This is a genomic window from Ruegeria sp. BF12 (assembly GCF_056538705.1).
The window spans coordinates 1-23,262 of the sequence record NZ_JBQFTP010000025.1 but is presented as its reverse complement, the minus strand read 5'-3'; the positions used below and the strand labels follow the sequence as shown (position 1 = coordinate 23,262).

The 23,262-nt window shown below is 57.8% G+C and carries 20 protein-coding genes and 2 pseudogenes; 8 read left to right on the top strand and 14 right to left on the bottom strand.

Features of this window, described 5'->3' with window-relative positions:
* On the bottom strand, positions 1-792 hold the full coding sequence (locus ACR0J0_RS22560; RefSeq protein WP_480666233.1) for an inositol monophosphatase family protein: 792 nt from the start codon (positions 790-792) through the stop codon (positions 1-3).
* Positions 793-1,356: 564 nt separating this feature from the next.
* Positions 1,357-2,235: a LysR substrate-binding domain-containing protein gene (locus ACR0J0_RS22555; protein WP_480666232.1), complete on the bottom strand. Its 879-nt coding sequence runs from the start codon at positions 2,233-2,235 to the stop codon at positions 1,357-1,359.
* A 118-nt stretch (positions 2,236-2,353) separates the two neighbouring features.
* Between ACR0J0_RS22555 and ACR0J0_RS22550 the strand changes: the two genes are divergently transcribed.
* From ACR0J0_RS22550 to ACR0J0_RS22535, 4 genes and pseudogenes are all read left to right on the top strand, one after another.
* Complete coding sequence (locus tag ACR0J0_RS22550) at positions 2,354-2,656, top strand: SDR family NAD(P)-dependent oxidoreductase (protein ID WP_480666231.1); 303 nt, start codon at positions 2,354-2,356, stop codon at positions 2,654-2,656.
* Positions 2,583-2,882 (top strand): annotated as a pseudogene (locus ACR0J0_RS22545) (SDR family NAD(P)-dependent oxidoreductase); the annotation flags it as partial. The gene ACR0J0_RS22550 and the pseudogene ACR0J0_RS22545, both read left to right, overlap by 74 nt.
* Before the next feature lie 74 nt (positions 2,883-2,956).
* Complete coding sequence (locus tag ACR0J0_RS22540) at positions 2,957-3,094, top strand: SDR family oxidoreductase (RefSeq protein ID WP_480666230.1); 138 nt, start codon at positions 2,957-2,959, stop codon at positions 3,092-3,094.
* 17 nt (positions 3,095-3,111) lie between these two features.
* The gene (locus ACR0J0_RS22535; RefSeq protein ID WP_480666229.1) at positions 3,112-3,501 is read left to right on the top strand and encodes an ectoine synthase; all 390 of its coding nucleotides are present in this window, start codon (positions 3,112-3,114) and stop codon (positions 3,499-3,501) included.
* 324 nt (positions 3,502-3,825) lie between these two features.
* Here the strand turns inward: ACR0J0_RS22535 and ACR0J0_RS22530 are convergent, their stop codons facing one another.
* A complete protein-coding gene (locus ACR0J0_RS22530) occupies positions 3,826-4,695 on the bottom strand; it encodes an ABC transporter transmembrane domain-containing protein (RefSeq protein WP_480666228.1) in 870 nt (289 codons plus the stop codon).
* Between the two features lie 607 nt (positions 4,696-5,302).
* On the opposite strand from ACR0J0_RS22530, the gene ACR0J0_RS22525 reads away from it, so the two are divergent.
* Together ACR0J0_RS22525 and ACR0J0_RS22520 are read left to right on the top strand one after the other, a co-directional pair.
* Positions 5,303-5,689, top strand: a complete 387-nt coding sequence (locus ACR0J0_RS22525; protein ID WP_480666227.1) for a hypothetical protein — start codon at positions 5,303-5,305, stop codon at positions 5,687-5,689.
* Between the two features lie 73 nt (positions 5,690-5,762).
* Positions 5,763-6,722 (top strand): LysR substrate-binding domain-containing protein, encoded by a 960-nt coding sequence (locus tag ACR0J0_RS22520; protein WP_480666226.1) that lies wholly within the window; start codon positions 5,763-5,765, stop codon positions 6,720-6,722.
* Here the strand turns inward: ACR0J0_RS22520 and ACR0J0_RS22515 are convergent.
* The 10 genes from ACR0J0_RS22515 to ACR0J0_RS22470 form a co-directional block, all read right to left on the bottom strand.
* Positions 6,710-7,591 (bottom strand): amidohydrolase family protein, encoded by an 882-nt coding sequence (locus ACR0J0_RS22515; protein ID WP_480666225.1) that lies wholly within the window; start codon positions 7,589-7,591, stop codon positions 6,710-6,712. The genes ACR0J0_RS22520 and ACR0J0_RS22515 overlap by 13 nt on opposite strands.
* On the bottom strand, positions 7,588-9,048 hold the full coding sequence (locus ACR0J0_RS22510) for a sulfatase family protein (protein ID WP_480666224.1): 1,461 nt from the start codon (positions 9,046-9,048) through the stop codon (positions 7,588-7,590). The genes ACR0J0_RS22515 and ACR0J0_RS22510 overlap by 4 nt, the downstream gene beginning before the upstream one ends.
* The gene (locus ACR0J0_RS22505; protein WP_480666223.1) at positions 9,045-11,936 is read right to left on the bottom strand and encodes an FAD-binding and (Fe-S)-binding domain-containing protein; all 2,892 of its coding nucleotides are present in this window, start codon (positions 11,934-11,936) and stop codon (positions 9,045-9,047) included. Before ACR0J0_RS22505 ends, ACR0J0_RS22510 begins: the two co-directional genes overlap by 4 nt.
* 61 nt (positions 11,937-11,997) lie before the next feature.
* Entirely contained in the window at positions 11,998-13,512 is a 1,515-nt protein-coding gene (locus tag ACR0J0_RS22500; protein WP_480666222.1) for a tripartite tricarboxylate transporter permease, read from the bottom strand.
* Between the two features lie 13 nt (positions 13,513-13,525).
* Positions 13,526-14,047: a tripartite tricarboxylate transporter TctB family protein gene (locus tag ACR0J0_RS22495; RefSeq protein WP_480666221.1), complete on the bottom strand. Its 522-nt coding sequence runs from the start codon at positions 14,045-14,047 to the stop codon at positions 13,526-13,528.
* Complete coding sequence (locus ACR0J0_RS22490; RefSeq protein ID WP_480666220.1) at positions 14,044-15,000, bottom strand: tripartite tricarboxylate transporter substrate binding protein; 957 nt, start codon at positions 14,998-15,000, stop codon at positions 14,044-14,046. Before ACR0J0_RS22490 ends, ACR0J0_RS22495 begins: the two co-directional genes overlap by 4 nt.
* A gap of 174 nt (positions 15,001-15,174) precedes the next feature.
* Positions 15,175-16,380 (bottom strand): 3-oxoadipyl-CoA thiolase, encoded by a 1,206-nt coding sequence (pcaF, locus tag ACR0J0_RS22485; protein ID WP_480666219.1) that lies wholly within the window; start codon positions 16,378-16,380, stop codon positions 15,175-15,177.
* Positions 16,380-17,552, bottom strand: a complete 1,173-nt coding sequence (locus ACR0J0_RS22480; RefSeq protein ID WP_480666218.1) for a CaiB/BaiF CoA transferase family protein — start codon at positions 17,550-17,552, stop codon at positions 16,380-16,382. The genes pcaF and ACR0J0_RS22480 overlap by 1 nt, the downstream gene beginning before the upstream one ends.
* Positions 17,549-18,766, bottom strand: a complete 1,218-nt coding sequence (locus tag ACR0J0_RS22475; protein ID WP_480666217.1) for an acyl-CoA dehydrogenase family protein — start codon at positions 18,764-18,766, stop codon at positions 17,549-17,551. Before ACR0J0_RS22475 ends, ACR0J0_RS22480 begins: the two co-directional genes overlap by 4 nt.
* 2 nt (positions 18,767-18,768) lie before the next feature.
* The gene (locus ACR0J0_RS22470) at positions 18,769-20,313 is read right to left on the bottom strand and encodes a class I adenylate-forming enzyme family protein (protein ID WP_480666216.1); all 1,545 of its coding nucleotides are present in this window, start codon (positions 20,311-20,313) and stop codon (positions 18,769-18,771) included.
* Positions 20,314-20,561: 248 nt separating this feature from the next.
* On the opposite strand from ACR0J0_RS22470, the gene ACR0J0_RS22465 reads away from it, so the two are divergent.
* Both ACR0J0_RS22465 and ACR0J0_RS22460 read left to right on the top strand, forming a co-directional pair.
* Positions 20,562-22,511, top strand: a complete 1,950-nt coding sequence (locus ACR0J0_RS22465; RefSeq protein WP_480666215.1) for a 3-hydroxyacyl-CoA dehydrogenase NAD-binding domain-containing protein — start codon at positions 20,562-20,564, stop codon at positions 22,509-22,511.
* 162 nt (positions 22,512-22,673) lie between these two features.
* Complete coding sequence (locus ACR0J0_RS22460) at positions 22,674-23,012, top strand: acyl-CoA thioesterase (RefSeq protein WP_480666249.1); 339 nt, start codon at positions 22,674-22,676, stop codon at positions 23,010-23,012.
* A gap of 149 nt (positions 23,013-23,161) precedes the next feature.
* Here ACR0J0_RS22460 and ACR0J0_RS22455 read toward each other — a convergent pair.
* A pseudogene (locus tag ACR0J0_RS22455) lies at positions 23,162-23,262 on the bottom strand (IS5/IS1182 family transposase); the annotation flags it as partial.

The following is a 23,262-nucleotide window of genomic DNA, read 5'->3' as shown; positions in this document are numbered from 1 at the left end:
CTAAGCGTTCCAAGCGTTCTCTGCGATCTCACGCAACGTCTCGAACACATCTGGTGTCCCCACGATCACGCGCCCGCCGTCTCGGATCATCTCATCAACGTCCTGATCCTCGACAACGCCACCCGCTTCCGAGACCAGCAATTGCCCAGCCAGACAATCCCATGCATTCATGTGCTCCTCCACGTAACCCAAAAGGCGCCCGGCAGCGACGTAAGCCAATGAAAGCGCTCCGCTGGCGTTTCTGTGAAACATCGCCCCGTGCTCGATCAGATCCTCGATAACAGGTAAGACATGACGGCTCTCAATCCGGTTCGAGTATCCCACAGCCACTGTTCCATCTTGCAACGGCACTCCTAACGCGACGCTTATCGGTGATCCGTTAAGTGTCGCAGTTTCTCCGCGAGTTGCGACAAAAGTTTCATCCACGTTTGGATCGTGGATCACACCAATCTCCGTTTGACCCTCAGTGACACCAGCCAGAACAATGGTCCATGCAGGAATACCGTTCACGAAATTCGTGGTCCCATCAATTGGATCAATAACCCAGTCAAAGCCACTCTCTCCCGCAACCGCGCCATGCTCTTCACCGTATACGCCATCGTTGGGCCACGCCTCCGCGATCCTTTGACGAATGAAAGTCTCGACGTTCTTGTCCGCCTCGCTCACCCAGTCCTGAGCGCCTTTTTGATCAACTATAAGATTGACCCGATCTGCAAAGAACTTTTTGGCAAGTAGCCCAGCCTCCTCGCAGACTTCGGTGGCAAAGTCTCTGCGTTCTGAAAGTCGAGACATAGGTGCTCCTTTTTCGGTTGGAGATTTTCCCAACAACACTGTAGGCCAAGCGAAGACTGGGCAACCACATAGTCTTCTCGCTTGCTTCAGGTGCCAATATTGGCTCCACAAACCTTGAGTTACTAGAGTCTACAATCTTCTCCGCGATAAATCTCCCGATCGATGGTTCTCTAATTTCTGTTTGGATTGGATGTAGAACCGACTTGCGGTAGCGCAGCTAAGATCCTGAGACACCCACCCTTTGAATGTCGGCTTACTTGCCGGCGTTCAATTTGGTCTGTGTGCGCAACAAAGGTCGGCTCTCCATTCGAACCGCAGATCTGAAGTGTCCGCTGTAGGCCGGGTGCGGGCATTGCCTTGCGCTGAGTGGACGGCAGCTTTGTCCCGCTCACCTGCCATTTGCCGCCTGGCTCTGAACGTCCGGAATGTGCGGTTTGCTCAATGAGTGAAAGATGGAATTGGGATCAGGGGCGGCAATGGGCTCGTAGGGGAGCGCATCCGACTGCCTTTGGCGGCAAGTGTTCCAACGACCGCTTTCGCAGGTCGTCGATTGGAGCCCAAAGCTCAAATCGCCATGAGCCACTTCTTGAAAATTCTCACCGAGACCCGCTCCTGGTCGCCAGGTCGGCAGACGAAGTATAGTCCGCGATCCAGCGGAATACTGCTTTCACCCAAACGGATCAGCCGACCGAGTTTTAGGTCCCTCTCCGCCAATAGGTGTCTTGCCAACGCCACGCCTTGTCCGTCAATCGCGGCCTCCAAAAGAACGGCACTGTCCACAAATTTGATGTTTTGTGAATTGATCCGATCAGCACCCAGCCCGACCTGCGTCGCCCAGCTTTCCCAGCCGACGTTGAAAGCATCGTGCAACAATAGGAGATCAGCCACGTCTTCAGCGCGCATTGGTGAATGTGTATTTTTAATAAAGGACGGCGCGGCTACGACAATCAATTCCTCGCGCCTTATTTGCTCATGATACAATCCGTCCCAGCCGGGCTCTCCAAACCGCAGAGCGACTTCGACCTCGGATGTGTTGAAATTTGCATAGGTATCGTTCGTATCAAGCAATAATGCGATACCCGGATTCTTTTGCTGAAACGAACTCAGTAACGGGACAAGCCATCTGAGTGCCAGTGATGTGGACAAGGACACTGTAATCGACTGGCGGTGATGTAATCGCTTTACCTCCATCACGCCCAATTGCAGTGCCGAAAAAGCCTCGCGTGTTAACTGAGACAGTCGTTCCCCGGCCTTGGTCAGTTCAACGCCATTGGGACAGCGATGAAAGAGCGTCACGCCAAGATGCAGTTCCAGCAACTTGATTTGCCGACTGATTGCCTCGTGGGTGACGTTCAGAACATCCGCTGCCTTGGTGAGGCTTGAGTGGGTTGCGGTTTCATCAAAGGCCTGAAGCGCCCTAAGATGTCTGAGGTTTTCTACCATGTGAGAAAACCTGACAGCAATGTCCAGAAAACTCGATAGGCGCCACCCAATCCGTGAGGTTACACTGACTTCTACTCGATAGATTTCACACACTTTGCACCTGTGGAAAGGAGATGCCATGCCCGATATCAAAGTCGCTCTGATGACCGGAAATGGTCAGGGAATTGGCCGGGGTTGCACCATTGAGATGGCAAAGGCAGGCTATAAGGTCTCACTGATGTCCCCCTCCAATCGCTCAGTTGAACTGGCAGAGGAGCTTGGGGGCATTGGCCGCCGGGGCTCTGTGCTGGATGTCGATGATTTGCAGGCAATGATCGACGACACCATGAGCAAGTACGGATGGATTGATGCAATCGTCAGCAATATGGGTCACGGTGGAGGGGTGCCTGAGGCCATCAAAAACAGTAGGCATCGATCCTGACTTTGACGGGCCGCTTTTGGAACTCAGTGACGAGTTGTGGCACGAAAACTTGGACATGTACGTTTTGAACGTTGTGAAGATTGCTCGCATCGTCACGCCCATACTGATCGAACAAGGCGGGGGTGCTTTCGTAAACATCTCGTCCATGAATGCAGTCGAACCACGTGCGCCCTATACCATGAGTATTTTTCGCGGCGCGCTGCACAGATTCTCAAAGCTATACGGGGATCGTTATGCGCGGCACAGCATTCGCATGAACAACTTGCTCCCCGGGTTCTGTGAAAACGTGAACCTGCCCGCTTGGAGGTCCCGGCGCAGCGGCCTGCAACATTCGAGGAAATCGGACAGGCGTGCGTGTTTCTCGCCAGCGATGGAGCTCGATATATTAACAGTCAGAGTATACTGTCCGACGGCGGAATGAACCGCGCGGTAAGATAGGAACGAGGCGGTGCAGTATGATCATTAAGGAACTTAAGGACATCCTTGGAACGGATAGGGACGTTTCTGGGCCGGGGTGGAACAGCAGGCGGTTATTGCTGGCGTCTGATGGTCTGGGCTTTTCGCTCACGGATACGATCATAAAAAAGGGTGCGGAGCTTGAGCTTGAATACACCCACCACTTAGAGGCGTGTTATTGTATTGAGGGCAAGGGTCAGATCAGGGCGGCTGACGATGAAATCTGGCATTCTCTTGAGCCGTTTACCCTCTACGCTCTGGATCGGCATGACCGTCACTTAGTGCGGGCGACGGACGCTGACCTGCGGCTTGTCTGCGTCTTCAATCCGCCGCTCAGCGGCCGCGAAGTGCACCGTCAAGACGGAAGCTATGCCCCAACTTCTTCCTGATGAGCGCGGCGATGTCCTATGGCAACCGCCTGTGCATGTGGCGTGCAGGAAGGGGGGAAGTCGGCTCCTGCCCGCCATTCACTGCGGTGTGCCTCGGCTGTCTCTTTGTGCCCTACGCAACCATCCGTTTAGGTCACCGCGAGTGCCTATGCAGATAGCTACGAAGCGCAAGAACAACCATCAAGGCGGCAAAGTCATGGCGAACCATATTTCTTGCCATTTATACGCCGGCGACGGCGATCAGAACAAAGACAAAACCGGCTTCATTCGTCATATGAAAGTACCTTTATAACAAACGACTAGCCTCAAACACGCGCGCAAAGCTCAAGCGGCGGCGTCACACATGTCGACGCCTGCTTCACGCAGAAGGTCAAATTTCACAGCGGTCGCGCTGACTTGTCGATAGAACGCAATCAACTGCCTCGTCGGCCCCTGAAGACGGGTCAAGCCAACTGTCGCGGCAACGACGGTGCCGACATCGGTATTGCCCTCGAGAACCTGCCAACCACCGACGACAAGAACCCCTACCGTTCCGGTTCCATTAATCGCGCTGAGAACAAATTTAGAGGATAATTTCCAAACAAAAATTCGAGAGCGTGTCTCGTAGATTTGGTCAAAGCGGGGCGTTATTTCCGCAGCCGACCGATCTGCATCTACGAGCATGTTTGTGGCATCGCGCAGTGTGTGTACACGATCCGAGACCAGCGAGTTCACGCGGGTCTGAACGATGAGGACAATAAAGATCTGAGGTACGATCATACCAATCGCGATCAACCCCAGAGACGGTTGATTGGCAGCAATATAACCCACGACCACGACAAGAGTTCCGGCCTGAACGAGTGGTTCGGACAAGGCACTTCCCGTGAATTTTCCCACTTGTTCGGCTTCCGCCGACACCATTGTCGCCTTTGCGCCGTAGGCAATTTTATCGGACCCTGCTGGACGTTCGCGCGACAGAACGCAAATGCGTTTGCGTAGCTTGCGGATCATATCCTCGCCCAGAACACTTGAAAGATATCCCAGTATCCATTTCAGTGCGAGGCTCAGAAGTATGACACCACCCATTGCTGCGCCAAGCACTAGAAGCTGGCCGGGGTCTATGTCTTTTTCGGTCAGCCCGTTCACGATATTCTTCTGATAATTCAAAGGAAAAGCGGCTAACGCGGCAATTGAAAGCGAAAGCAGTATGTTCACTATTTGATGGCGTCCAGTTGTTTTCCAGATTGCGTTGTAAAACTCAAACACGTCACTTTCCCCCAAATTCTTGCGCCACCAATGCTGAACGATGCGGGCAACTTGTAGCCTTGATACTCTAACACTCAATCTAATTCAGATAGATAAATGCCTCTCCTCCGGTTCTGCACGGTTAGGTTTGGGGTTTGGATATGATGACTTGATTTCGCGATTTTGGCGGCAAGATTCCGGGGCTTCAGCTCTGCAAGCGCACAGTCGCACCAGATGCGGTTCGAAACCTAATGGTGCGTGACCTGTAGACGGTCTGAAACAGGTTATTTCGGACCAACTGTCACTACAGAGTAACGGCGAAGAAAGCACGATCTGATCGCTTGTTTCTTTGTTTGATTTGTCCGGAATTTGCGGTGACTAGGCGCTCGGCTTTGTAAGCTGCCTGAATAGGTGGTTTCCAACACCTGACAGGTCAGTTTGGATGGCAATATTGCGATTTTTTGCGAGGGTTAGCGGCAAAACTTGCAGCTGAGAGGCCGAAGAGGCCTATGTTACGTTAAAGGCTTGATATATACTGGAATTGCGTTGCAACACCTATTTTTCAAGGGAATAAAGTATGTCCGAAGATGCCGTCCAGTCAGCCATGGAAGTCATGCGGCGCCACGTTGAGGCTTTGAACGCACGAGATCCGAAAGCCATCGCTGAAACACTTCACTTCCCCCATTATCGTCTGGCTGGCGAGACGGTCAAAATCTGGGATACGCCTGACAGCTATCTTGGCGATTTTCACGCTCGGGCAGGGGGGGATTGGGGGCACACGGAATGGGGCCATCTGAATGTACTGCAATCCGACGAAAACAAAGTTCATCTGGACGTGATGGTGGACCGGTTCGACAAGGCAGGCCAGCCACTGGTCTCATTCCGGTCGCTTTGGGTGGTCACTCGGATCAATGGTGTCTGGGCGGCACAGATGCGGTCGTCCTTTGCGCAGGATCTGCGCTGACCTGCAATCACATTTTCTTCTGCTGGTCGCCGAGCTATAATGGATTTGTCTTCAGGTCTTGCCCGAGTGTGTGATGAATATTCGCCAACTTCGCTACTTCATTTCGATTGTCGATCAGGGCAGTGTGTCCAGCGCAGCGCGGGTTTTGCATATCGCCCAGCCTGCGCTAAGCCAACACATCGCCAATCTGGAAGAGGAATTGACGACCGAATTGCTGGTGCGCTCGTCGCGCGGGGTCAAGCCGACCAAGGCGGGAGAGGTTTTATATCATCATGCCCGCAAGATAGTGGCGCAGTTGAAGCAGGCGACCGACGATGTACGAAAAGAGGCGGACACGCCCCGCGGTGAGGTCTCGATTGTTCTGCCGCCGATGCTGGGTGTCCACGTCGCGCCGCTTTTGTTGGAACGGGTTGCCGAAAAGTACCCAGAGGTCGAGCTTCGGATCATGGAAGAGTTGGCGCTGACCGTGAAAGAGATGATCGAAAACGGTCGCGTTGATCTAGGGATACTGGCCACTCGTGAGAAAACGACCAGGGCTGAATATCTGCATCTCTATACTGAACCTTTGTATCTGGTATCGCGCCATCGCGCGGGCGAAAAACCGTGCTCGGGATCCGAGACGGTGGATGTTGAAGCCCTGTTTACAGTGCCGCTGGTGCTGAGCCAGCAGACACATGCCGTGCGTGAAATCGTTGAAGATGTCGCGGAAAAGAAGGGACGTGCCCTTAATTTGCGTGTGACGACTGAATCCGCACGGTTGAGACTAAGCTACATTCGCAGCGGCGTGACGTCCGGAGTGCTGCCATGGCCATCCCTTGACGCGCTTTGGCGTCGCGGAGAGATTTCGGCAAAACGGCTGGTTAATCCCGACCTGATCCGAGACATCTATCTCGCTTGGCCACGCAACCAGCCACTAAACGCAGCTTCACGAGCCGTTCGGCAGGAGATGCTGGACATCTGCCATGAGCTGTTTGATCGCGGCGTGATCCGCGGCACCTTCAGGCATGTCAGGACCGACGATCAAAAACCATAAAGACGGGCGGGGTTGTCTGTCAGTATTGCCTTGATTGCAGTCGCATCAAGGGCCCAATCGGCCAGTTGATCCAACAGATCACCGTCATTTGGCATTGCCACAGGAATGTGCGGATGCGGCCAGTCGGTGCCATAGACCACCTGATCTGGGTTCGCCGCAATCAAGGCCTTTGCGATGGGTGTGACATCTTCATATGGCGGCGCAGTCTGGCCGGTGATCCGGTACGCGCCGGACAGTTTCGTCCAGGCTTTGCCCTCGTGCATCAGGCGCAACAGAGCCTGAAAACCCTCGGTTGCGATCCCTTTTGCCACAGGGAAATGGCCCATGTGGTCAAAGACCGTCTGCACCGGAAGGGTTGAAAAATAGGCGTATGGGTCGGGGAATGTGCTGATATCCAGCAGTACCTGCAGGTGCCATCCCAACGGTTCGATCCTGTCGGCAATGGTGCGAACCTCGGCCATGGCCTTTTCACCGCTGAACAGCAGGTTGGCCCGAACGCCGCGCGCGCCCCGATCGTGCATCCTTTGCAACTGGGCTTCGGTTGTCGAGCTGTCCACGACCACCACCGCTCGGTATCTGGTCAAATCCGTCTCGGCCGCTTGCAGAGTGACCCGGTTGTCCGTGCCATAAATACTGGGCTGCACAATGACGGCGCGCTGTAATCCCAGCGTGGCCAGCAAATACTCGTACGCGCCCAATGGTGCTTCGGGCGGCGTGTAAAGCCGGTCCGGCACCATTGAAAACTGCGCGTCCGGCCCAAACACATGCGCGTGACAGTCGCAAGCCAGCGGTGGCATGGCCAATCGCGGCGCTTTTGGCGTCGGATCGGGCCCCGCACAAACCGGGATCTGCCTATTGGTCCCGCTCATGTGGCGGCATCTTTCGAAGCGACGAAGTCTGCCTTCGCGCCAGGCGCTGGTGTCGCGCCGAAACCGCCCCGTTCCAGCACCGCCTCGACCCCGCCGTGTTTTGCGATGATCACTGCCTGATCGGCCTTTGCCTGACGGTCCACCGCGTCCGGGTCGCAGACCTTGAGAAGCTCGGCATGCAAGTCGGCGCGGATGGCCTCGAAGTCGGGCGCGGTGCCCAGATCGTCGATCTCTTCGGGGTCTTTGTCCAGGTTGAACAGCTGCGGTGCAAGACCGGTGTAGTAGATATACTTCCACGGCCCCTTGCGGATCATGAAAGCCCCGGACATCGCACCAGCGGCGTGATACTCTGAGAATACGGCACGGTTGGGACAATCGTCTTCGGCAGCGATCTGGAACAACGAGCGGCCCGGCAGCTCGGGGTCATCGGCAATCAGACCGGCGCATTCCAGAACCGTGGGGAAGACATCTGCCAACGATACCGGTGTCTTGCTGACTTTTCCGCCCGGCACATCCGGTCCGGCCATGATCATCGGAATGGCCGCGGCTTCTTCGTACATGTTGGATTTGCCCCACATACCGCGCTCGCCCATATTATCGCCGTGGTCGCTTACGTAGATGATGTTGGTCGTGGCGTTTAGCCCTGCCGCCTCGATCGCGTCCAGAATGCGGCCCACATTGGAATCCATGAAACTGACCAGACCGAAATACCCGGTCAGCGCGGCCTGCGTGCGTTCTTCGTTGAAGTTGTCGTAGACAAAGCAGTGGCGCAACGCCTTGAGCCACGGGTGGTCATCCTCGCGCGCGGGTTTCGAGGGTTTGAGGTCCATATCCTTGTACAGGTCATAGAACTCCTGCGGCGCGGTCAGCGGGAAATGCGGCGCGACCATCGAGATGAACACGGTCCAAGGCTTGTCGCCTGCCGGTTCGCGTCCGCGCTCCGCGATCCAGTTGCAGGCCGCATCGGTGATGTTGCGGTCATAGGTGGTGTACGACGTCTCGCCCGGGCCAGCGCTGTCTGCCAGATCGCGTGCTTTCCAGCGGCGCGGCATCGGTTCACGCACGCAGCCCAGAACGTCTCCGACGCCGTTGACCAGATGCATCGGAATCTGCTGGAAATCCAATCCGACCGGATCGGATGCATTGCGGTAATGCAACTTACCGATTGACCCCACCGGGTTGCCGTTTTTCTGCAGGTAATGACCCCAGGATTTCGGCTCGCCGGTGTAAGGGGTGGCGTTGTCCCAATGGCCGGTCTGATGGCCATATTTGCCGGTGGCGAAGCTGGCTCGTGCGGGCACGCAGATCGGTGCATTGGTATAGGCGCTGTCGAACAGGGTGCCCCGCGCTGCCAGCCGATCCAGATTGGGGGTCTTGATGAAGGGATGTCCGGCGCAACCCATGATGTTGGAAGCATGTTCATCGGACATCAGGACGATCATGTTGTTGGCGGTCATGAGAGCCTCGTTTCTTTTTGAGGTTTCGGTTCAAGCCGCGCCAAAAGCGCAGCGCTGGGGTGTGCGGGTTTGGCCGAGCCAAAGCGTTCGGCCTGAGACCGGCAGGAAAACCCGGTAGCCAGCGCTCCGGCATCGGCCGTTTTCAAGGGCGCGCGCCAGGACAAGTCAAATAGATCACGGGACATGTCGCGATGCTCGGTTTCGTGGCCGAACAGGCCCGCCATGCCGCAGCACCCGGTGTCGGCGATTTCAAGCGTCAGCCCGAAGCGGCGAAACACCGTTTGCCAACGCCGGGGTGTTGCCGGGTCGGCGGTTTTCTCGGTGCAATGAGAAAACAGAGTGAACTGGGTGTCTTCGGCAGCCAATTGGGGCAGCAAGTCCAGATTTTCGGACAGGAACCGGTCCAGCGAGAGAACGGTTTGTTTGCCCAGGTTGTAGTCCTTGTTCAGCAGATCGGTAACGGCGGGTTCGAGGCTGATCAGAGGTAGTGCATCCATCTTGATCCGTGACAACAGCGCGCCGGTCTTGTGGCGCTGCGCTTCAAACGCGTCCAACATGCCACGCACTTGCCGCGCCTTACCATTTGCTACTGGGGGGAGGGACCAGACGGAGAAGCCAAGCCGGTTCAGCAGTGTCGCCGATTGTGCGATTACATTGGTGTCGAACGCGCCGGTGAAACTGTCCAGAACCAGCACGACCGGGCTCTGACCCCAATCCGATGGCAGGTTCAGGGGATCGATCAGACGTCCTTTGCCCTGGTGTACCGCCTGTTCGGCGGTCAGCGGCGCATAAGTCGGGATATCGACCAGGCCAAAGCCACGGTTCAGAGCCGCGCGCGTTAACGGATTGCCAAGCGCCAGATTAGCCAGACGCGGCAACTTACGCAGGATCAGCGACAGCCCTTCCATATGACGCAGCAGGAGGTCACGGGCAGGGCGCGCCCGGGATTTGAAATACTCGTGCAGAAAGGCGGATTTCATCGCCGGGATATCCACCCGCACCGGACATTGACCTGTGCAGGACTTGCAGGACAAGCAGGTGTCCAGGCTGGATTTCAGTGCCTCTTCCACAGGCCCGACATCCTGATCGGTCGAACGCAGCCCCGCCCATTCGCGAAACAGGCTGGCGCGACCCTTGGGGGCCTGCACTTTGTCACGCGTGACCTTGTAGGACGGGCACATCGGGTCGTCGGGCGCCCAGTTATGGCAGGCACCGTTGCCGTTGCACGCAATAGCACGGTCAAATGCGGCATGGACGGTTTCGTCAATCTGGGCGTCTCGTGCGCCGCGTATCGGAACGTCATCCAGCCTCGTCACCGTCAGTTCGCTGGCATCTGCCGTCACCAGCTTGCCGGGGTTCAGGCGGTTGTCGGGGTCGAAAGCGGCCTTGATCCGGCGCATCACCGAATAAAGGTCGGGGCCCACGTAGGTTTCGACGTACTCTCCTCGCATTCCCTTGCCATGCTCGCCCCAGATCAGGCCGCCGTGTTTTTGGCACAGCGCCGACACCGCGTCCGAGATCGGGCGGATTTGATCCCGATCCGCCGGGTCGCGCATGTTCAACATCGGGCGCACGTGGACACAGCCCACATCTGCGTGGCCGAACATTCCGAAGGTCAGACCTCGGGAATCCAGCAACTGACCGAACTCGGAAACGAAGGCCGACAGGTTTTCCGGTGGAACAGCGGCGTCCTCGACAAAGGGCAGGCCTATTCGGCTGGTTTCCACCGCGGCCAACAGACCCACCGCGCGTTTGCGCATCTCCCACAGCGCCGACATCTCGGTCGGAGCAGCGGTGGTCACCTGAGCAGCGAGATGGATAAGGTTCTGATCAAGAATATGGGCCAAACGGTCCTGACCCGCGCGCACTTCGTCATTGCTGTCGCCGGTAAATTCCACGAACAGAAGACCGCCGGCCTCGCCGATTTGGCCCAATACACTTTCCACCTCGCTCCACATCGGAGAGGCAGCGGCAAGGGCAAGGATTTTGTCGTCCAGAAACTCGATCGCCGCTGGTTCGGATTTGACCAAAAATGGAACGTGGTCCAGTGCCGCGACGCAGTTGTCATAGGCCAATACCGTCAGGGCGCGCGTTTTTGGGATCGGCGTGATGTGCAGTGTCAGATGGGTAGTCAGGGCCAGTGTGCCCTCGGACCCGGCCAGTAGTTTGATGAGGTTGAGATCGCCCGCGTTTCCGCGCGCCTCGTCCAGATTATAGCCGGTCAGGCCCCTGTTCATGACGGGAAACCGGCGGGCGATCTCTTGAGCGTGAGAGTCCAGGTCAGCGCGGATTGCAGTCGCAGTGCGACTCAATTCTTCATCCAAACTACCGTGAGTGGTGACTGAAACTCGACGCCCATTGGCCAAAGTGATTTCGGCGGCGAGGACATGATCCGACATGCGGCCATAGATCCGACTGCCTTTGCCGCTGGCATCGGTGGCGAACATGCCGCCAACTGTCGCCCGAGAGGACGTGGAAACTGTGGGGGCAAAGAAATAGCCGTGCGGCTTTAGATATGCGTTGAGCTGATCCAGCACCACGCCGGGTTCGACCGTGACTGTGCCCGCATCCGTATTCAACGACAGGATGCCGGTCATGTGGCGCGACATGTCGACCACCACGCCGTCATTCAGTGACTGACCGTTGGTGCCGGTCCCGCCGCCACGGGCGGTCAACGCGATGCCAAACCGATCCGCAAGTGTCGCGGCCCGCACCACATCGGTAGCTTCCTTGGGAAACAGGATTGCCTGCGGTTCGATGTGATAGATGCTGTTGTCGGTCGCCCCGACCAGCCGAGCGGCCTCGTCATCGGCGATATCGCCGCCAAAGCCATCTGCGCGCAGGGCGTTCAGATATTGCTGTAGATTAGAGTTGGTGTCGTCCAGCATATCCTCAGAATCCCTGTTGTTTTGCCCGAGCACCCTTTTGAGGCGCTCGGGCAGGGGTTTGTCAGGTCTGCAACTCGGTCCGGGTGGCCTTGCGGGCGCGCATCCGGCCGATGATGCGAATACCGATTGCGATTACGGGGATGGCAAAGAAGACCAGCGCCACGGGGCGGTGCAGGAAGATACCAAACCCGTCGTCGGTCAGCAGAACCGACTGGCGCAGCGCCTGCTCGGCCCCAGGAGCCAGCACAAAGGCGATGATCGCGGCGGCAGGGCTGAAGTTCAGCGTCCGCATGAAATACCCAATCAGGCCAAAGATACAGGCGACCAGCACGTCGAACATCGAAGACCGCGCGGTGTAGGCTGAGATCAGGGCCACAGCCAGAATGGTCGGGTAGATCAGCTGCTGCGGCACCTTGTCGATGACGCGACCGATCAGCGGTCCCAGGAACCAGCCGATCAACCCATACAGCGCAATGCCGATCAGGCCGGCGGCAAACAGGCCATAGACGATGTCGCCCGAGGTCTCGAAGATCTTCGGACCTACCTGAATGCCGTGGATCAGGAAAACACCCATCAGCATCGCCGCGATGGTCGAACCGGGCACGCCAAGCGCCAGAAGCGGGATCATGGATGGTCCTGACACGGCGTTGTTGGCGGCTTCGGGCGCGGCCACGCCTTCGATGGCGCCTTTGCCCCATTCGTCCTTGTTCTTGGCTTTGGCCTTGGATGAACCATAAGCCACGAAACAGGCCACAGCCGATCCGACGCCGGGGATCAGACCCACCAGTGCGCCGATGGCAGATCCACGGCCTATGAAGGGCAGGCAGCGAAGGAACTCGACCCAGCTGAGCTGATCATCTTCGGGCTTGCGGGCGGCGATCTCGTCATGATGCGATTGTCCGGACCGGGCGGCCTGAACCTGCGCGAACACTTCGGAAATCACGAACATACCAATCAGCAGAGGTACAAGTGAGAACCCGTTATACAGTTCAACCATTCCAAAGCTGTAGCGTGGCTCGGATGTGATGGGATCCAGCCCGATCATCGCCAACGTTGCACCGAACAGAGTCGAAGCGATGCCCTTGAGAACCGAGTCCGAGATCACCGATCCGATGATCAGGAAGGCACAGACATAAATGGCAAAATAATCTGGCGGCCCCAGTTCACGGGTCAGCTGCGCGATGGTCAGCGCGCCGAAAATCAGCATGAACTCACCGATATAGTCACCGATGACCGACGCAGTCGTGGCGGTTTTCAGGGCCTTCCCTGCCTGACCTTTCTTGGTCAGAGCATGCCCGTCGATGACCGTGGCAGCAGCGGCCGTCGTACCGGGCGTATTGAAAAGAATGGCCGAGATGGACCCGCCAAACCGCCCGGCCTTGCCGATGACATAAAGGAATGCCAGCGCCGACAGAGGGTCAATGTAGTAGGTGATGGGCACCAGCATCGCGATGGCAGCCGAGGCCGTCAGACCGGGCACCGCACCCACGATCACGCCTAGGATTGCGCCCAAAACCACGAACATCAGGGTCTCGGGCGTGGTGAAGATGGTATAGAATCCGTGCAGAAGTTCCATGTCGTCGCTTACCTCACTTCAGCCCGAGCAGGGACAGGGGGTTGAAGATTGTTGCGGCTGGTTCGAACACAGTCATCAGCTTGAAGAACAGCAGGTACAGAATGATCGTACCGATGACCGGCAGAAGGATCAGGGCCGGGGGACGCACGGCAAACAGCAGTGACGCGATCAGAAGCAGTACGAAACAAGCAACGATGTAGCCGAAGGCGCCGAACATCCAGACAAAGGCGAGACCGAGCAGGAACAGCGGGACAGCGTCGGAAAAGAACCGTTTCGCGTCAAAACTGCTTTTGTCAGCCGGTGCGACCTGCCCCCTGATGCCGAACACCGCCAGGGTCACCCCGATCAGTCCAAGTGCCACGCAAATGGCCTGTGGGAAGAACCGGGGGCCAACGCCTTCCTCGTCAACAAAATCCAACGAGATGTTGAAGGATTTCCAGAAAAAGAAGGCGGCCAGAACGGTCAGCACTGCGCCTGTCACGATGTTGTGGCGCGCTGTCTTGCGCGCCACGTCGATATCAATGTTCTGGGTCATTCCAGACCTTCCAACAGCTTGCTCCAATCAGCCTTGGACGTCTCGATATTGGCGGCGGTGTCCGGACCGTTGATACTTGCGGTCGGCAAACCTGCGGTCGTCAGTGTTTCAAGAAACGCTTCATCCTGAGTTATTGCCACGATTGCGTCCGAAAGTTGCGCAACGACCTCATCAGGAGTTCTTGCTGGAGCCATTACGATCATGGGAGAGGATACCGGAATGAACTCTACTCCCAGATCTTTGGCCGTCGGTGCGTCGGGTGCGGCGGGATGGCGGTTGTTGGACAGAACCGCAAGCAGACGGACCTCATCCTCGAAACCACGGCCCAGATGCGCGCCCATCACGCCAAAGTCGACCTCGGAACTGGCCAGCGCGGCACGGACGCCGGAACCACCCTTGAACGGTACGTCCTTGGCTTTGACGTCATTCGGCTTCAGCACGCCCAGGCCGGCCATGTGCCAGACGTTGCCGCGACCGGTATGCCCCCAGCGCAATGCTGTGTCTGATGATTTGCCGGCTTCGATCAGCTCATCCAGCGACTGAATGGGCGAGCTGGCAGGTACGAAGATACCCGCAGTCAGTTCACCGATGGTGCCGACCATTTTGAAGTCATCGGTCGAAACGACCTGCGGTTTGATCAGGTTCTTAAGGACGATCGATCCTGCCGAGGCCAGGTACAGGGTGTAACCGGTGGGCGGCTGATCCGCTACAAAGCGTCCGCCAACCAGACCACCGCCGCCTGGCTTGTTGACCACGACTACCGGCTGACCACCAGTATATGCCTCGGCTGCGCTGGCCAGTGCGCGCGCATAAGTGTCGGTTCCGCCGCCGGCCTTAAAGCCGACGACCATGTCGATCGGGCGCTCTGGGAAATCGGCGGCCTGCGCCAGTGTCCCACTCAGAACCAGCGCCGCACCTGCGGCCAGGCTCTTCATCCATCCTAGTTTTGTCATGGTTCTCCTCCCATCGAGTTCGTGGCAATGCGCCATTGCCTGAAAATCCATTTTCAAAGGCTATCGTCGCTTAAGGCCATTAGGGTAATATTATCTTTCGATTTTGGTTATAGGAAAATCATATGATCGCACCCTATTGCCCTGGTTTCATTGGCCCGACCTGTGCTCATGCGGTCAAACCCGTTCCAACAAAAGTGAAATTCCCTGACCGACGCCGATGCACATAGTGCAGATCGCGCGGGCCGCTCCGGTCCGCTGCAGCTGATGTGTCGCCGTCAGTGCCAATCTCGCGCCGGACATGCCCAAAGGATGGCCCAGAGCGATCGCGCCGCCATTTGGATTCACCTGTGGCGAATCGTCGGGCAACCCCAATGCGCGGGTAACGGCCAATGCTTGCGCGGCGAAGGCTTCATTCAATTCGATCACATCGATCTGGTCGATCTGCAGCCCCATACGCTCCAGCAGCTTTCGCGTGGCTGGTGCCGGGCCGAACCCCATGATCCGCGGGGCGACGCCGGCTGCCGCGGCACTGACGATGCGTGCGCGGGGCGTCAGGCCATGGCGTTTGGCGGCTTCTTCGCTGGCGATGATCAGCGCCGCCGCGCCGTCATTGACGCCCGAAGCATTGCCCGCCGTCACCGACCCGCCTGCGCGGAACGGGGCCCTCAGTTTGGCCAGGCCCGCCAGTGTGGTATCGGGACGGGGATGTTCGTCCGTGTCGATGACCAGCGGATCGCCTTTGCGCTGCGGGATCGTCACGGGCGTAATTTCTTCAGCGAAGACACCAGCCGCTTGCGCGGCGGCTGCGCGCTGTTGCGAGCGCAGGGCGAAGGCGTTCTGATCTTCGCGGCTGATATCGAAGTCCTCGGCCACGTTTTCGGCGGTTTCCGGCATCGAGTCGACACCGTGTTGCGCTTTCATCAACGGGTTCACAAAACGCCAGCCAATGGTTGTGTCATGTATCTCAGCCGCGCGGGAAAAGGCAGAGGTTGCTTTGGGCATTACAAAGGGCGACCGGCTCATGCTTTCGACACCGCCTGCGATGATCAGATCGGCATCCCCGGCCTTGATCGCGCGCGCGCCGTAACTGACCGCATCGAGCCCCGACCCGCACAGCCGGTTCAGCGTGGTCCCGGACACAGTGTCCGGCAGCCCGGCCAACAGCGACGACATGCGCGCCACATTGCGGTTGTCCTCGCCCGCCTGATTGGCGCAGCCGAAGAGAACGTCGTCGACCGCTGTCCAGTCCACTTGTGGATTGCGTTCCATCAGTGCGCGCAGTGGTATCGCACCCAAATCGTCAGCGCGGACCGAGGATAGCCCTCCACCATACCGACCGATGGGTGTTCGGATTGCATCGCAGATAAAAGCCTCGGTCATCAGATCACTCCTGCGTCGCGCATCGCCTGAATGGCGGCATCGTCATGGCCCAGCCCGCGCAGAATCTCGTCAGTATCTTGTCCTTTGCCCGGCGGCGGGCGATTGAACTCGTTCAGGCCAGCGGAAAACTTGGTCGGGTATCCGGCCTGAAAGCTCTTGTTTTCGCCCTCGCCAAGCTCTCCGAACATGCCGCGATCCTGCAAATGCGGGTCATCGAACAGGCGCATGTCCTGATAGACAACGGCCCAGGGCAGATCGGTCGGCCGAAACAGTGCCTCCCACTCGGCCAGCGTTTTTGAGGCAAACATCTCAGACATCATCGCATGCACCTCGCGCTTGCGCTGGTTGCGCAATTGGTTGGTGGCGTATTCGGTGCGACCAAGCTGCGGGAATTCGCTGTCCATCATTGTAGCCAGTTGCACCCAGAACTTGTTTTCGAACAACCCGATCGCAATGTACCTGCCGTCACTGGTTTCAAAGATGTCATTGTCGGGCATGACAAAGGACATTTTGTCTGAGTCCCCGCCGCACAGTTCATGCGCGATGCGCACCAAAGGCGCGGACCAGTTGGCCATGGCGTCCGTAATCGCAACATCCAGATACTGGCCTTTGCCACTTATTTTGGCCGACGCCATGGCTACCGCCAGCGATAGCGCGCCATACATCGCTCCAGCGTAGTCCGACAGGCGGATCTTTGGGCGGGCCAGCTTATCATTGACTTGACTGGGGACGGCGAAATAGCCCGACAGCGCCAGAAAATCGATGTCATGCCCGGCGCGCTGGCGATAAGGGCCGGTCTGACCGAAACCCGAGAGCGAGCAGTAGACGATGGCCGGGTTCAGTGCGCGCACGTCCTTGTAGCCGAAACCAAGCCGATCCATCACGCCGGGTCGGAAGCTTTCGATCACCGCATCAGCGCCCTTCAGCAAGTCGGTCAGAACCGCCTTGCCCTCGTCCGACTTCAGATCCAACGTAAGGGATTTCTTGTTACGGTTCAGTCGCGCGAACATGTCCTTGCCCAGCCGACGTCCCGGATCGCCGTGCTTGGGTTCTTCGATTTTGATGACCTCGGCCCCCAGATCGGCCAGTGTCTGGGTGGCAAAGGGCCCCGGCAACAGACGCGACAGATCGACGATGCGCATCCCGTTCAGAAATGACCAGTCATTCGTCATTGCGCCGCCTCCGGATGTGCCTTTTGCCATTCTTTCTGGATGCCTTTGCCTATGGTGTTGCGCTGAATCTCTGAACTGCCCGTCAACACGCGGAACATGCGCAGGCGTCGGAATACCCATTCGACGGGGTGGTTCTTGGTCATGCCGGTTGCGCCATGGATCTGGATCGCTTTGTCGGCCACTTGAAAGGCGTTTTCGGCGACAAAAACCTTGCACATGGCCGCCTCGGTCCGAATGTTCTCGCCCCGATCAGCCTTGGCGGCGGCGGCGTGGATCATCGAATGAGCGGCAAAATTCGCGGTTTTCATATCGGCCAGCATGTGCTGGATCGCCTGGAAGTTGGCGATGGGTTGTTTGAACTGCACTCGACGGTTGGCATAGTCGACCGCCTGTTCCAACGCGAACTGGGCGTGGCCCAACATGGTTGGGCATTGCAGCAGGCGGTTGATGTTGATCCGCTCCATTCCCAGTTTAAACCCGTTGCCCAACCCGCCCAGAATATTGCGCGCAGGAACCCGGACGTTTTCCAGAATAATGTCATTGTCGATATGCTGTCCGGACATCGGCAGGTAGTGCCCTTCGACCCGGTAACCGGGTGAGGCCGCATTGATGAGAAAGGCAGTCACCCCATCCGCGCCCGCATCAGGGTCGGTAACGCACATCACGATGGCAAAATCTGCGGTGCGTGAGGCGGTGATATAGCGCTTGTGCCCGTTGATGATGTAATCGTCGCCATCCTTCACGGCGGTGGTTTCGATACGCATGGCATCCGACCCTGCATTGGGTTCGCTCAGCGCGAAACACCCGGCACGTTCGCCGCGCGCGGCGGGATAGAAGAACTCTTCGTTCTGCTCATCCGCGGCACGGGTGATGATGTATCCGATCCGCATCGGACCGCCGTTTTCGCCCAGAACACAGCCATAAAGCGCCGCGTTGGATCGTGTGCAGTCGGCCTTGAGGGTGCAAAGCTGGTCGATCGAAAGGCCGAGCCCGCCGAACTCCTCTGGCAGGTTGCAGCCATAGATGCCAAGCGCGCGCGAGCGTTTCCACCATTCTTCCAGTTGCGAACGTTCGAACCGGGTTTCATGACTCAGACCGTTTTCGCGTTCGAACGGGATCATCTCATCATACAGCAGATCATTTACCTTCGCGCGCAAGTTGGCGAAAGCTCCGGCCTCAAGCCCGGATGTGGCGCGGTTCAACCCTTGGTTCATGGTCACACCTTCCGATCTGAGTTGGCCCAATATCCGTCGCGCACCTGCCTCCGCAGAATCTTGCCGGCGTCGTTCTTGGGCAGTTCATCCACAAAATCCACTGAATGCGGCTTTTTGAATTTCCCAAGTTTTTCAATGCAATGCGTGATCAGAGCATCAGCGTCAACCGAAGCACCTTTTCGCGGAACGATCACGGCCTTCACGGCCTCGCCCAGATCCGGGTCGGGCACGCCAACGACGCAGGCTTCATATACTTCGGGACGCTCGAACAGGGCGTGTTCGACCTCATTGGGGTAAACATTGAACCCGCCGGTAACGATCATGTCCTTCTTGCGGTCGACGATGAAGATATAGCCGGTCTCGTCCATATAGGCGATGTCACCGGTGTGGTAATATTCGTTCTTCAGAACTGGCGCAGTCAGTTCAGGGGCGTTGTAATAGCCCTGCATGACGTCTTCGCCCCGCACCACCAGTTCGCCTGCCACTCCGGCGGGCATTTCTGCGCCTGTTTCATCAACCACCTTGACCTCAGTCTCGAACAGCGGGCGGCCGCAGGATTGGAACAGCTCGGGTCGGGTGTCGAGTGCCAGCTTATGGTCCGCTTCGGTCAGCAGCGTGACCGAGGAGCAGACCTCGCCTGCGCCATAACCCTGGTTCAGGATCGGGCCGAAGAACTCGACCGCTTCGCGCAAACGGGTGGGAGAAATGGGTGCCGCACCGTACCGCAGCAGTTTGAGAGAGGAGAGGTCGTAAGCGCTCCGGTTCGGTGCGGCGAGGATGCGGTTGATCATGGTCGGGACCAGATAGGTCTGAGTTACCTTTTCGCGCTCCAGCGTCGAAAGGTAATTGTCCACGTCAAACCGCGACAGGATGATATTGGTATGCCCCTGCGAAAGCATGGGCAGCAATGCCATCCCCGACACATGGGTTATGGGCCCCACGTGTAGAAAGGTTTCAGGTTGATCAGGGTACAGGCGCGACCGAAACGTGATTTTGCGCAGGATCGCGCGGCGGTTGCGCACTGAATGCATCGCGGCCTTCAGAACCCCAGAGGAACCCGAGGTATAGTGGTGTACGGCAATGTCCTTGGGGTCGGTTTCAACACTGACCGGGCTGGGATCGGCCTGTGCGAGCGCGTCTTCGTAGCTTCCGCCATCACCCATGACCAGCAGTGTCTGCAGTTCGGGGTTTTCCGTCAGTGCGCGCTGGGCGGCGGGCAGATGCGCCTCATCCGTGATCAGAACGCGCACCTGACTGTCGGCACAAACATGCACCACTTCATCCGCCGAAAGCCGGGCGTTGATTGGCACACGGATGAAGCCACCCTTCAACAGCGCCACCTCAGCCTCGGCAATCTCAACCCGGTTCCAGGCCAGTACCGCGACCCGGTCGCCTTGTACAACGCCCAACCCGGTCAACGCGGTGGCCAAGCGGTTCGTGCGGTCGTCCACCTGTGCGTAGCTCAGTGTGACGCGTTCGTCCTTAAGAGCAACCCTGTCTGCCCAGAAACGGGCGGCACGGGTTACGAGATATCCCAGATTTGTCATAACAACCTCGCAATTCCTGTTCCGGCCCGACCTGGAGTGGGGCCTTCTCTGATTGCTGGTCAGGGTAGAGAGCGTCTTGCGATAATAAAAATATCATTTTTAACTGCTGTCCATACGAAAAAAATATAGACGGGATCTTTGTGCCTATAGGGTTTGCCTCTGGCAGAGATCGAAACTCTCTATACCCCGATCCGCCGAAATTTCTGTACAGATACCCGCAACCCATCACACAAGCCGGAGGACAAGGCATGAGCGCCGTAAAAGTGACGCGAACGGAACAGGTTGCGCTGATCCGGGTGGATGCTCCACCGGTCAACGCCATTTCGCAGGCTGTGCGTCAGGGGTTGTGGGATGCGTTTCAGGCTGTCTCGACCGATCCCCAGGTTGCCGTAGTGGTGCTGATCTGTGCTGGCCGAACCTTTATGGCGGGGGCAGATGCCTCGGAATTGGGTAAGCCGCCGGTGCCGCCGCACCTGAACGATCTGGTGCTGTTCATCGAATCCTGCCCCAAGCCGGTTGTCGCAGCGATCCATGGTCAGGCGCTTGGCGGTGGGCTGGAAATTGCGCTGGCCTGTTCGCATCGGATCGCGACGGCGGACGCGCGATTGGGCCTGCCCGAGGTCAATCTGGGCTTTGTCCCCGGCGCGGGTGGCACGCAGCGACTGCCGCGCCTGATCGGGGTCGAACCCGCGCTGGAAATGGCGGTTGAGGGCAAACCGGTCAGCGCGCAAAAAGCACTGGAAAGCGGCTTGATCAATGCAATTGCCGACGATCTCGAACATGACGCATTGAGTTTTGCGGCAACGTTGACAGGGATGGACCCGACCCCTTTCAAGCTGAAGCGGCCCATTGCTCCCGACAGCTTTGATCCCGGTGTTTTCGATCAATGGCGCGCCATGTGTGGCAAGCGCAAACGCGGGCTGGACGCGCCTCTGGCCGTCATCGATGCGGTTCAGGCGGCCACGGGCACGGATTTTCGGGCCGGACTTGATGCCGAACGCGCCCTGTCGCTGGAGTTGCGCAAAAGCTCGCAATCCACCGCTCTGCGCCATATCTTCTTTGCCGAGCGTGCAACCCACAAGGTCGAAGGTCTGGACCTGTCGCAGGCCGCCGAAGTCAATAGTGTGGCCGTTATCGGCGCGGGCACCATGGGGGCAGGGATCGCGCAAGTCTTCGCGTCGCAAAACATCCCGGTCACGTTGGTCGAAATATCGGATGAAGCCGCTCAGGCCGGAATCGAGCGTGTTCGTGACAACCTGGAACAGGCCGTCAAACGCGGCAAACTGGATCGCGCGCAGGCCGAGATCATTCTGGCAAAAGTCACCCTCACCACAGACTACCAAGATTTGGCACATACCGATCTGGTGATCGAAGCCGCCGTCGAGGATATGGCGATCAAAAAGAAGATCTTCGAACGGCTGGATCAGGTCTGCCACCCGACTGCCATTCTGGCCACGAACACTTCGTATCTGGACATTAACGAGATCGCATCGGCCACAGCGCGCCCGGACCGGGTGGCGGGTCTGCATTTCTTCAGCCCGGCGCAGATCATGAAACTGGTCGAGGTCATTCGTACCGACCGCACGGCCCCCGAAGTCACGGCTACTTTGGCTGCAGTCATGAAAAAGCTGGGCAAAATTGGCGTCATCGCCGGGGTGTGCCACGGGTTCATCGGCAACCGCATGTATCAGGCTTATCAGCGCGAGGCGGGTCTTCTCATGCTGGAATGCGGCTCCCCCGAGGTGGTGGACGCCGCGCTGCGCCGGCTCGGTATGGCGATGGGGCCTTTTCAGGTGCTGGACCTTTCGGGGATTGATATCGGCTATCTGATGCGTAAATCGCTGCCTGAGGGCGCAGTGCATCCGCACGCGTTTCAGGTGCATGACCAGCTGGTCGAAATGGGACGCAAAGGCCGTAAAACACAGGCCGGATTCTACCGCTACGACGGGGGTGACGTCACACTGGACGAGGACGTTAAGTCGCTGATTCAAAGCGTCGCCGAAAAGGCCGGGATTGCGCATCGCGTGCAATCTGACCACGATATTGCCGAGCGTTGCATACACGCCCTGCATCAGGAAGGCACCGCCATTTTGCGCGAAGGTATCGCCGAGAAACCCGGAGACATCGATGTGGTTTTTGTCAATGGCTACGGCTTTCCGCGCTATAAAGGCGGCCCGATGCATCACTGCAGCGGTTAGCCTTCGGGTCATGTGATAGATCAATAATGCTTGGCCCAAGTGCCGAAACGGGAGAGGTCAGACATGAATGATGATTATGAAGCGGCTCTGGCGCGGGGGCTAGACCTCGCGACTCATGGCAGGCAGCAAGACGAAGGCGTGCTGGTTATCCGCACGATAGCCATGCCGGCAGATACCAATCCTTCGGGCGATATCTTCGGGGGATGGCTTATGTCTCAAATGGATCTGGCGGCGGGCAACATAGCGGGTCGGGTGTCGCAAGGGCGTGGTGCCACGGTGGCCGTCGAAGCCATGAAGTTTCTCAGGCCGGTCAAAGTCGGCGACGAAGTCACGCTTTACGCGACACTACAAGCGGTAGGGTGGACTTCGATGCGGATTCACGTGGACGCTTGGGCAAGGCCAAGATACTCGGGGAAGGCCGAGAAAGTGACGGATGCGGATTTCGTATTTGTTGCGCTGGACAAAGAAGGTTCGCCGCGACCGGTTTTCGATGACCAGTAAACTTGTGTGCCCAAGAGTGTCGGTTGTTCTTGCGCTTAAGGGTTTGCCACGCAAGAGATCACCGAGTCGGACGATTGCAGATGATTTAAACGCGCGCTGAAATACTGGCGAGTGACAACCGTGAAGCACGTCGCTAGGGTCAGGACACATAGCCAATAGATGACGAGAGCTGCGAGGGCGATTGCTGCGAGGAAGACCTTCGGGCACCTGTCGTACCGGGTTGCCACACGGCGCCAATCCTTGAGCCTGC

Coding starts and splice junctions, on each gene's coding strand:
- ACR0J0_RS22510 (WP_480666224.1), bottom strand. CDS start 9,048: ATGACCGCCAACAACATGATCGTCCTGATGTCCGATGAACATGCTTCC.
- ACR0J0_RS22495 (WP_480666221.1), bottom strand. CDS start 14,047: ATGACCCAGAACATTGATATCGACGTGGCGCGCAAGACAGCGCGCCAC.
- ACR0J0_RS22505 (WP_480666223.1), bottom strand. CDS start 11,936: ATGCTGGACGACACCAACTCTAATCTACAGCAATATCTGAACGCCCTG.
- ACR0J0_RS22490 (WP_480666220.1), bottom strand. CDS start 15,000: ATGACAAAACTAGGATGGATGAAGAGCCTGGCCGCAGGTGCGGCGCTG.
- pcaF (WP_480666219.1), bottom strand. CDS start 16,380: ATGACCGAGGCTTTTATCTGCGATGCAATCCGAACACCCATCGGTCGG.
- ACR0J0_RS22550 (WP_480666231.1), top strand. CDS start 2,354: ATGCCCGATATCAAAGTCGCTCTGATGACCGGAAATGGTCAGGGAATT.
- ACR0J0_RS22470 (WP_480666216.1), bottom strand. CDS start 20,313: ATGACAAATCTGGGATATCTCGTAACCCGTGCCGCCCGTTTCTGGGCA.
- ACR0J0_RS22525 (WP_480666227.1), top strand. CDS start 5,303: ATGTCCGAAGATGCCGTCCAGTCAGCCATGGAAGTCATGCGGCGCCAC.
- ACR0J0_RS22560 (WP_480666233.1), bottom strand. CDS start 792: ATGTCTCGACTTTCAGAACGCAGAGACTTTGCCACCGAAGTCTGCGAG.
- ACR0J0_RS22535 (WP_480666229.1), top strand. CDS start 3,112: ATGATCATTAAGGAACTTAAGGACATCCTTGGAACGGATAGGGACGTT.
- ACR0J0_RS22555 (WP_480666232.1), bottom strand. CDS start 2,235: ATGGTAGAAAACCTCAGACATCTTAGGGCGCTTCAGGCCTTTGATGAA.
- ACR0J0_RS22500 (WP_480666222.1), bottom strand. CDS start 13,512: ATGGAACTTCTGCACGGATTCTATACCATCTTCACCACGCCCGAGACC.
- ACR0J0_RS22465 (WP_480666215.1), top strand. CDS start 20,562: ATGAGCGCCGTAAAAGTGACGCGAACGGAACAGGTTGCGCTGATCCGG.
- ACR0J0_RS22515 (WP_480666225.1), bottom strand. CDS start 7,591: ATGAGCGGGACCAATAGGCAGATCCCGGTTTGTGCGGGGCCCGATCCG.
- ACR0J0_RS22475 (WP_480666217.1), bottom strand. CDS start 18,766: ATGAACCAAGGGTTGAACCGCGCCACATCCGGGCTTGAGGCCGGAGCT.
- ACR0J0_RS22520 (WP_480666226.1), top strand. CDS start 5,763: ATGAATATTCGCCAACTTCGCTACTTCATTTCGATTGTCGATCAGGGC.
- ACR0J0_RS22460 (WP_480666249.1), top strand. CDS start 22,674: ATGCCGGCAGATACCAATCCTTCGGGCGATATCTTCGGGGGATGGCTT.
- ACR0J0_RS22480 (WP_480666218.1), bottom strand. CDS start 17,552: ATGACGAATGACTGGTCATTTCTGAACGGGATGCGCATCGTCGATCTG.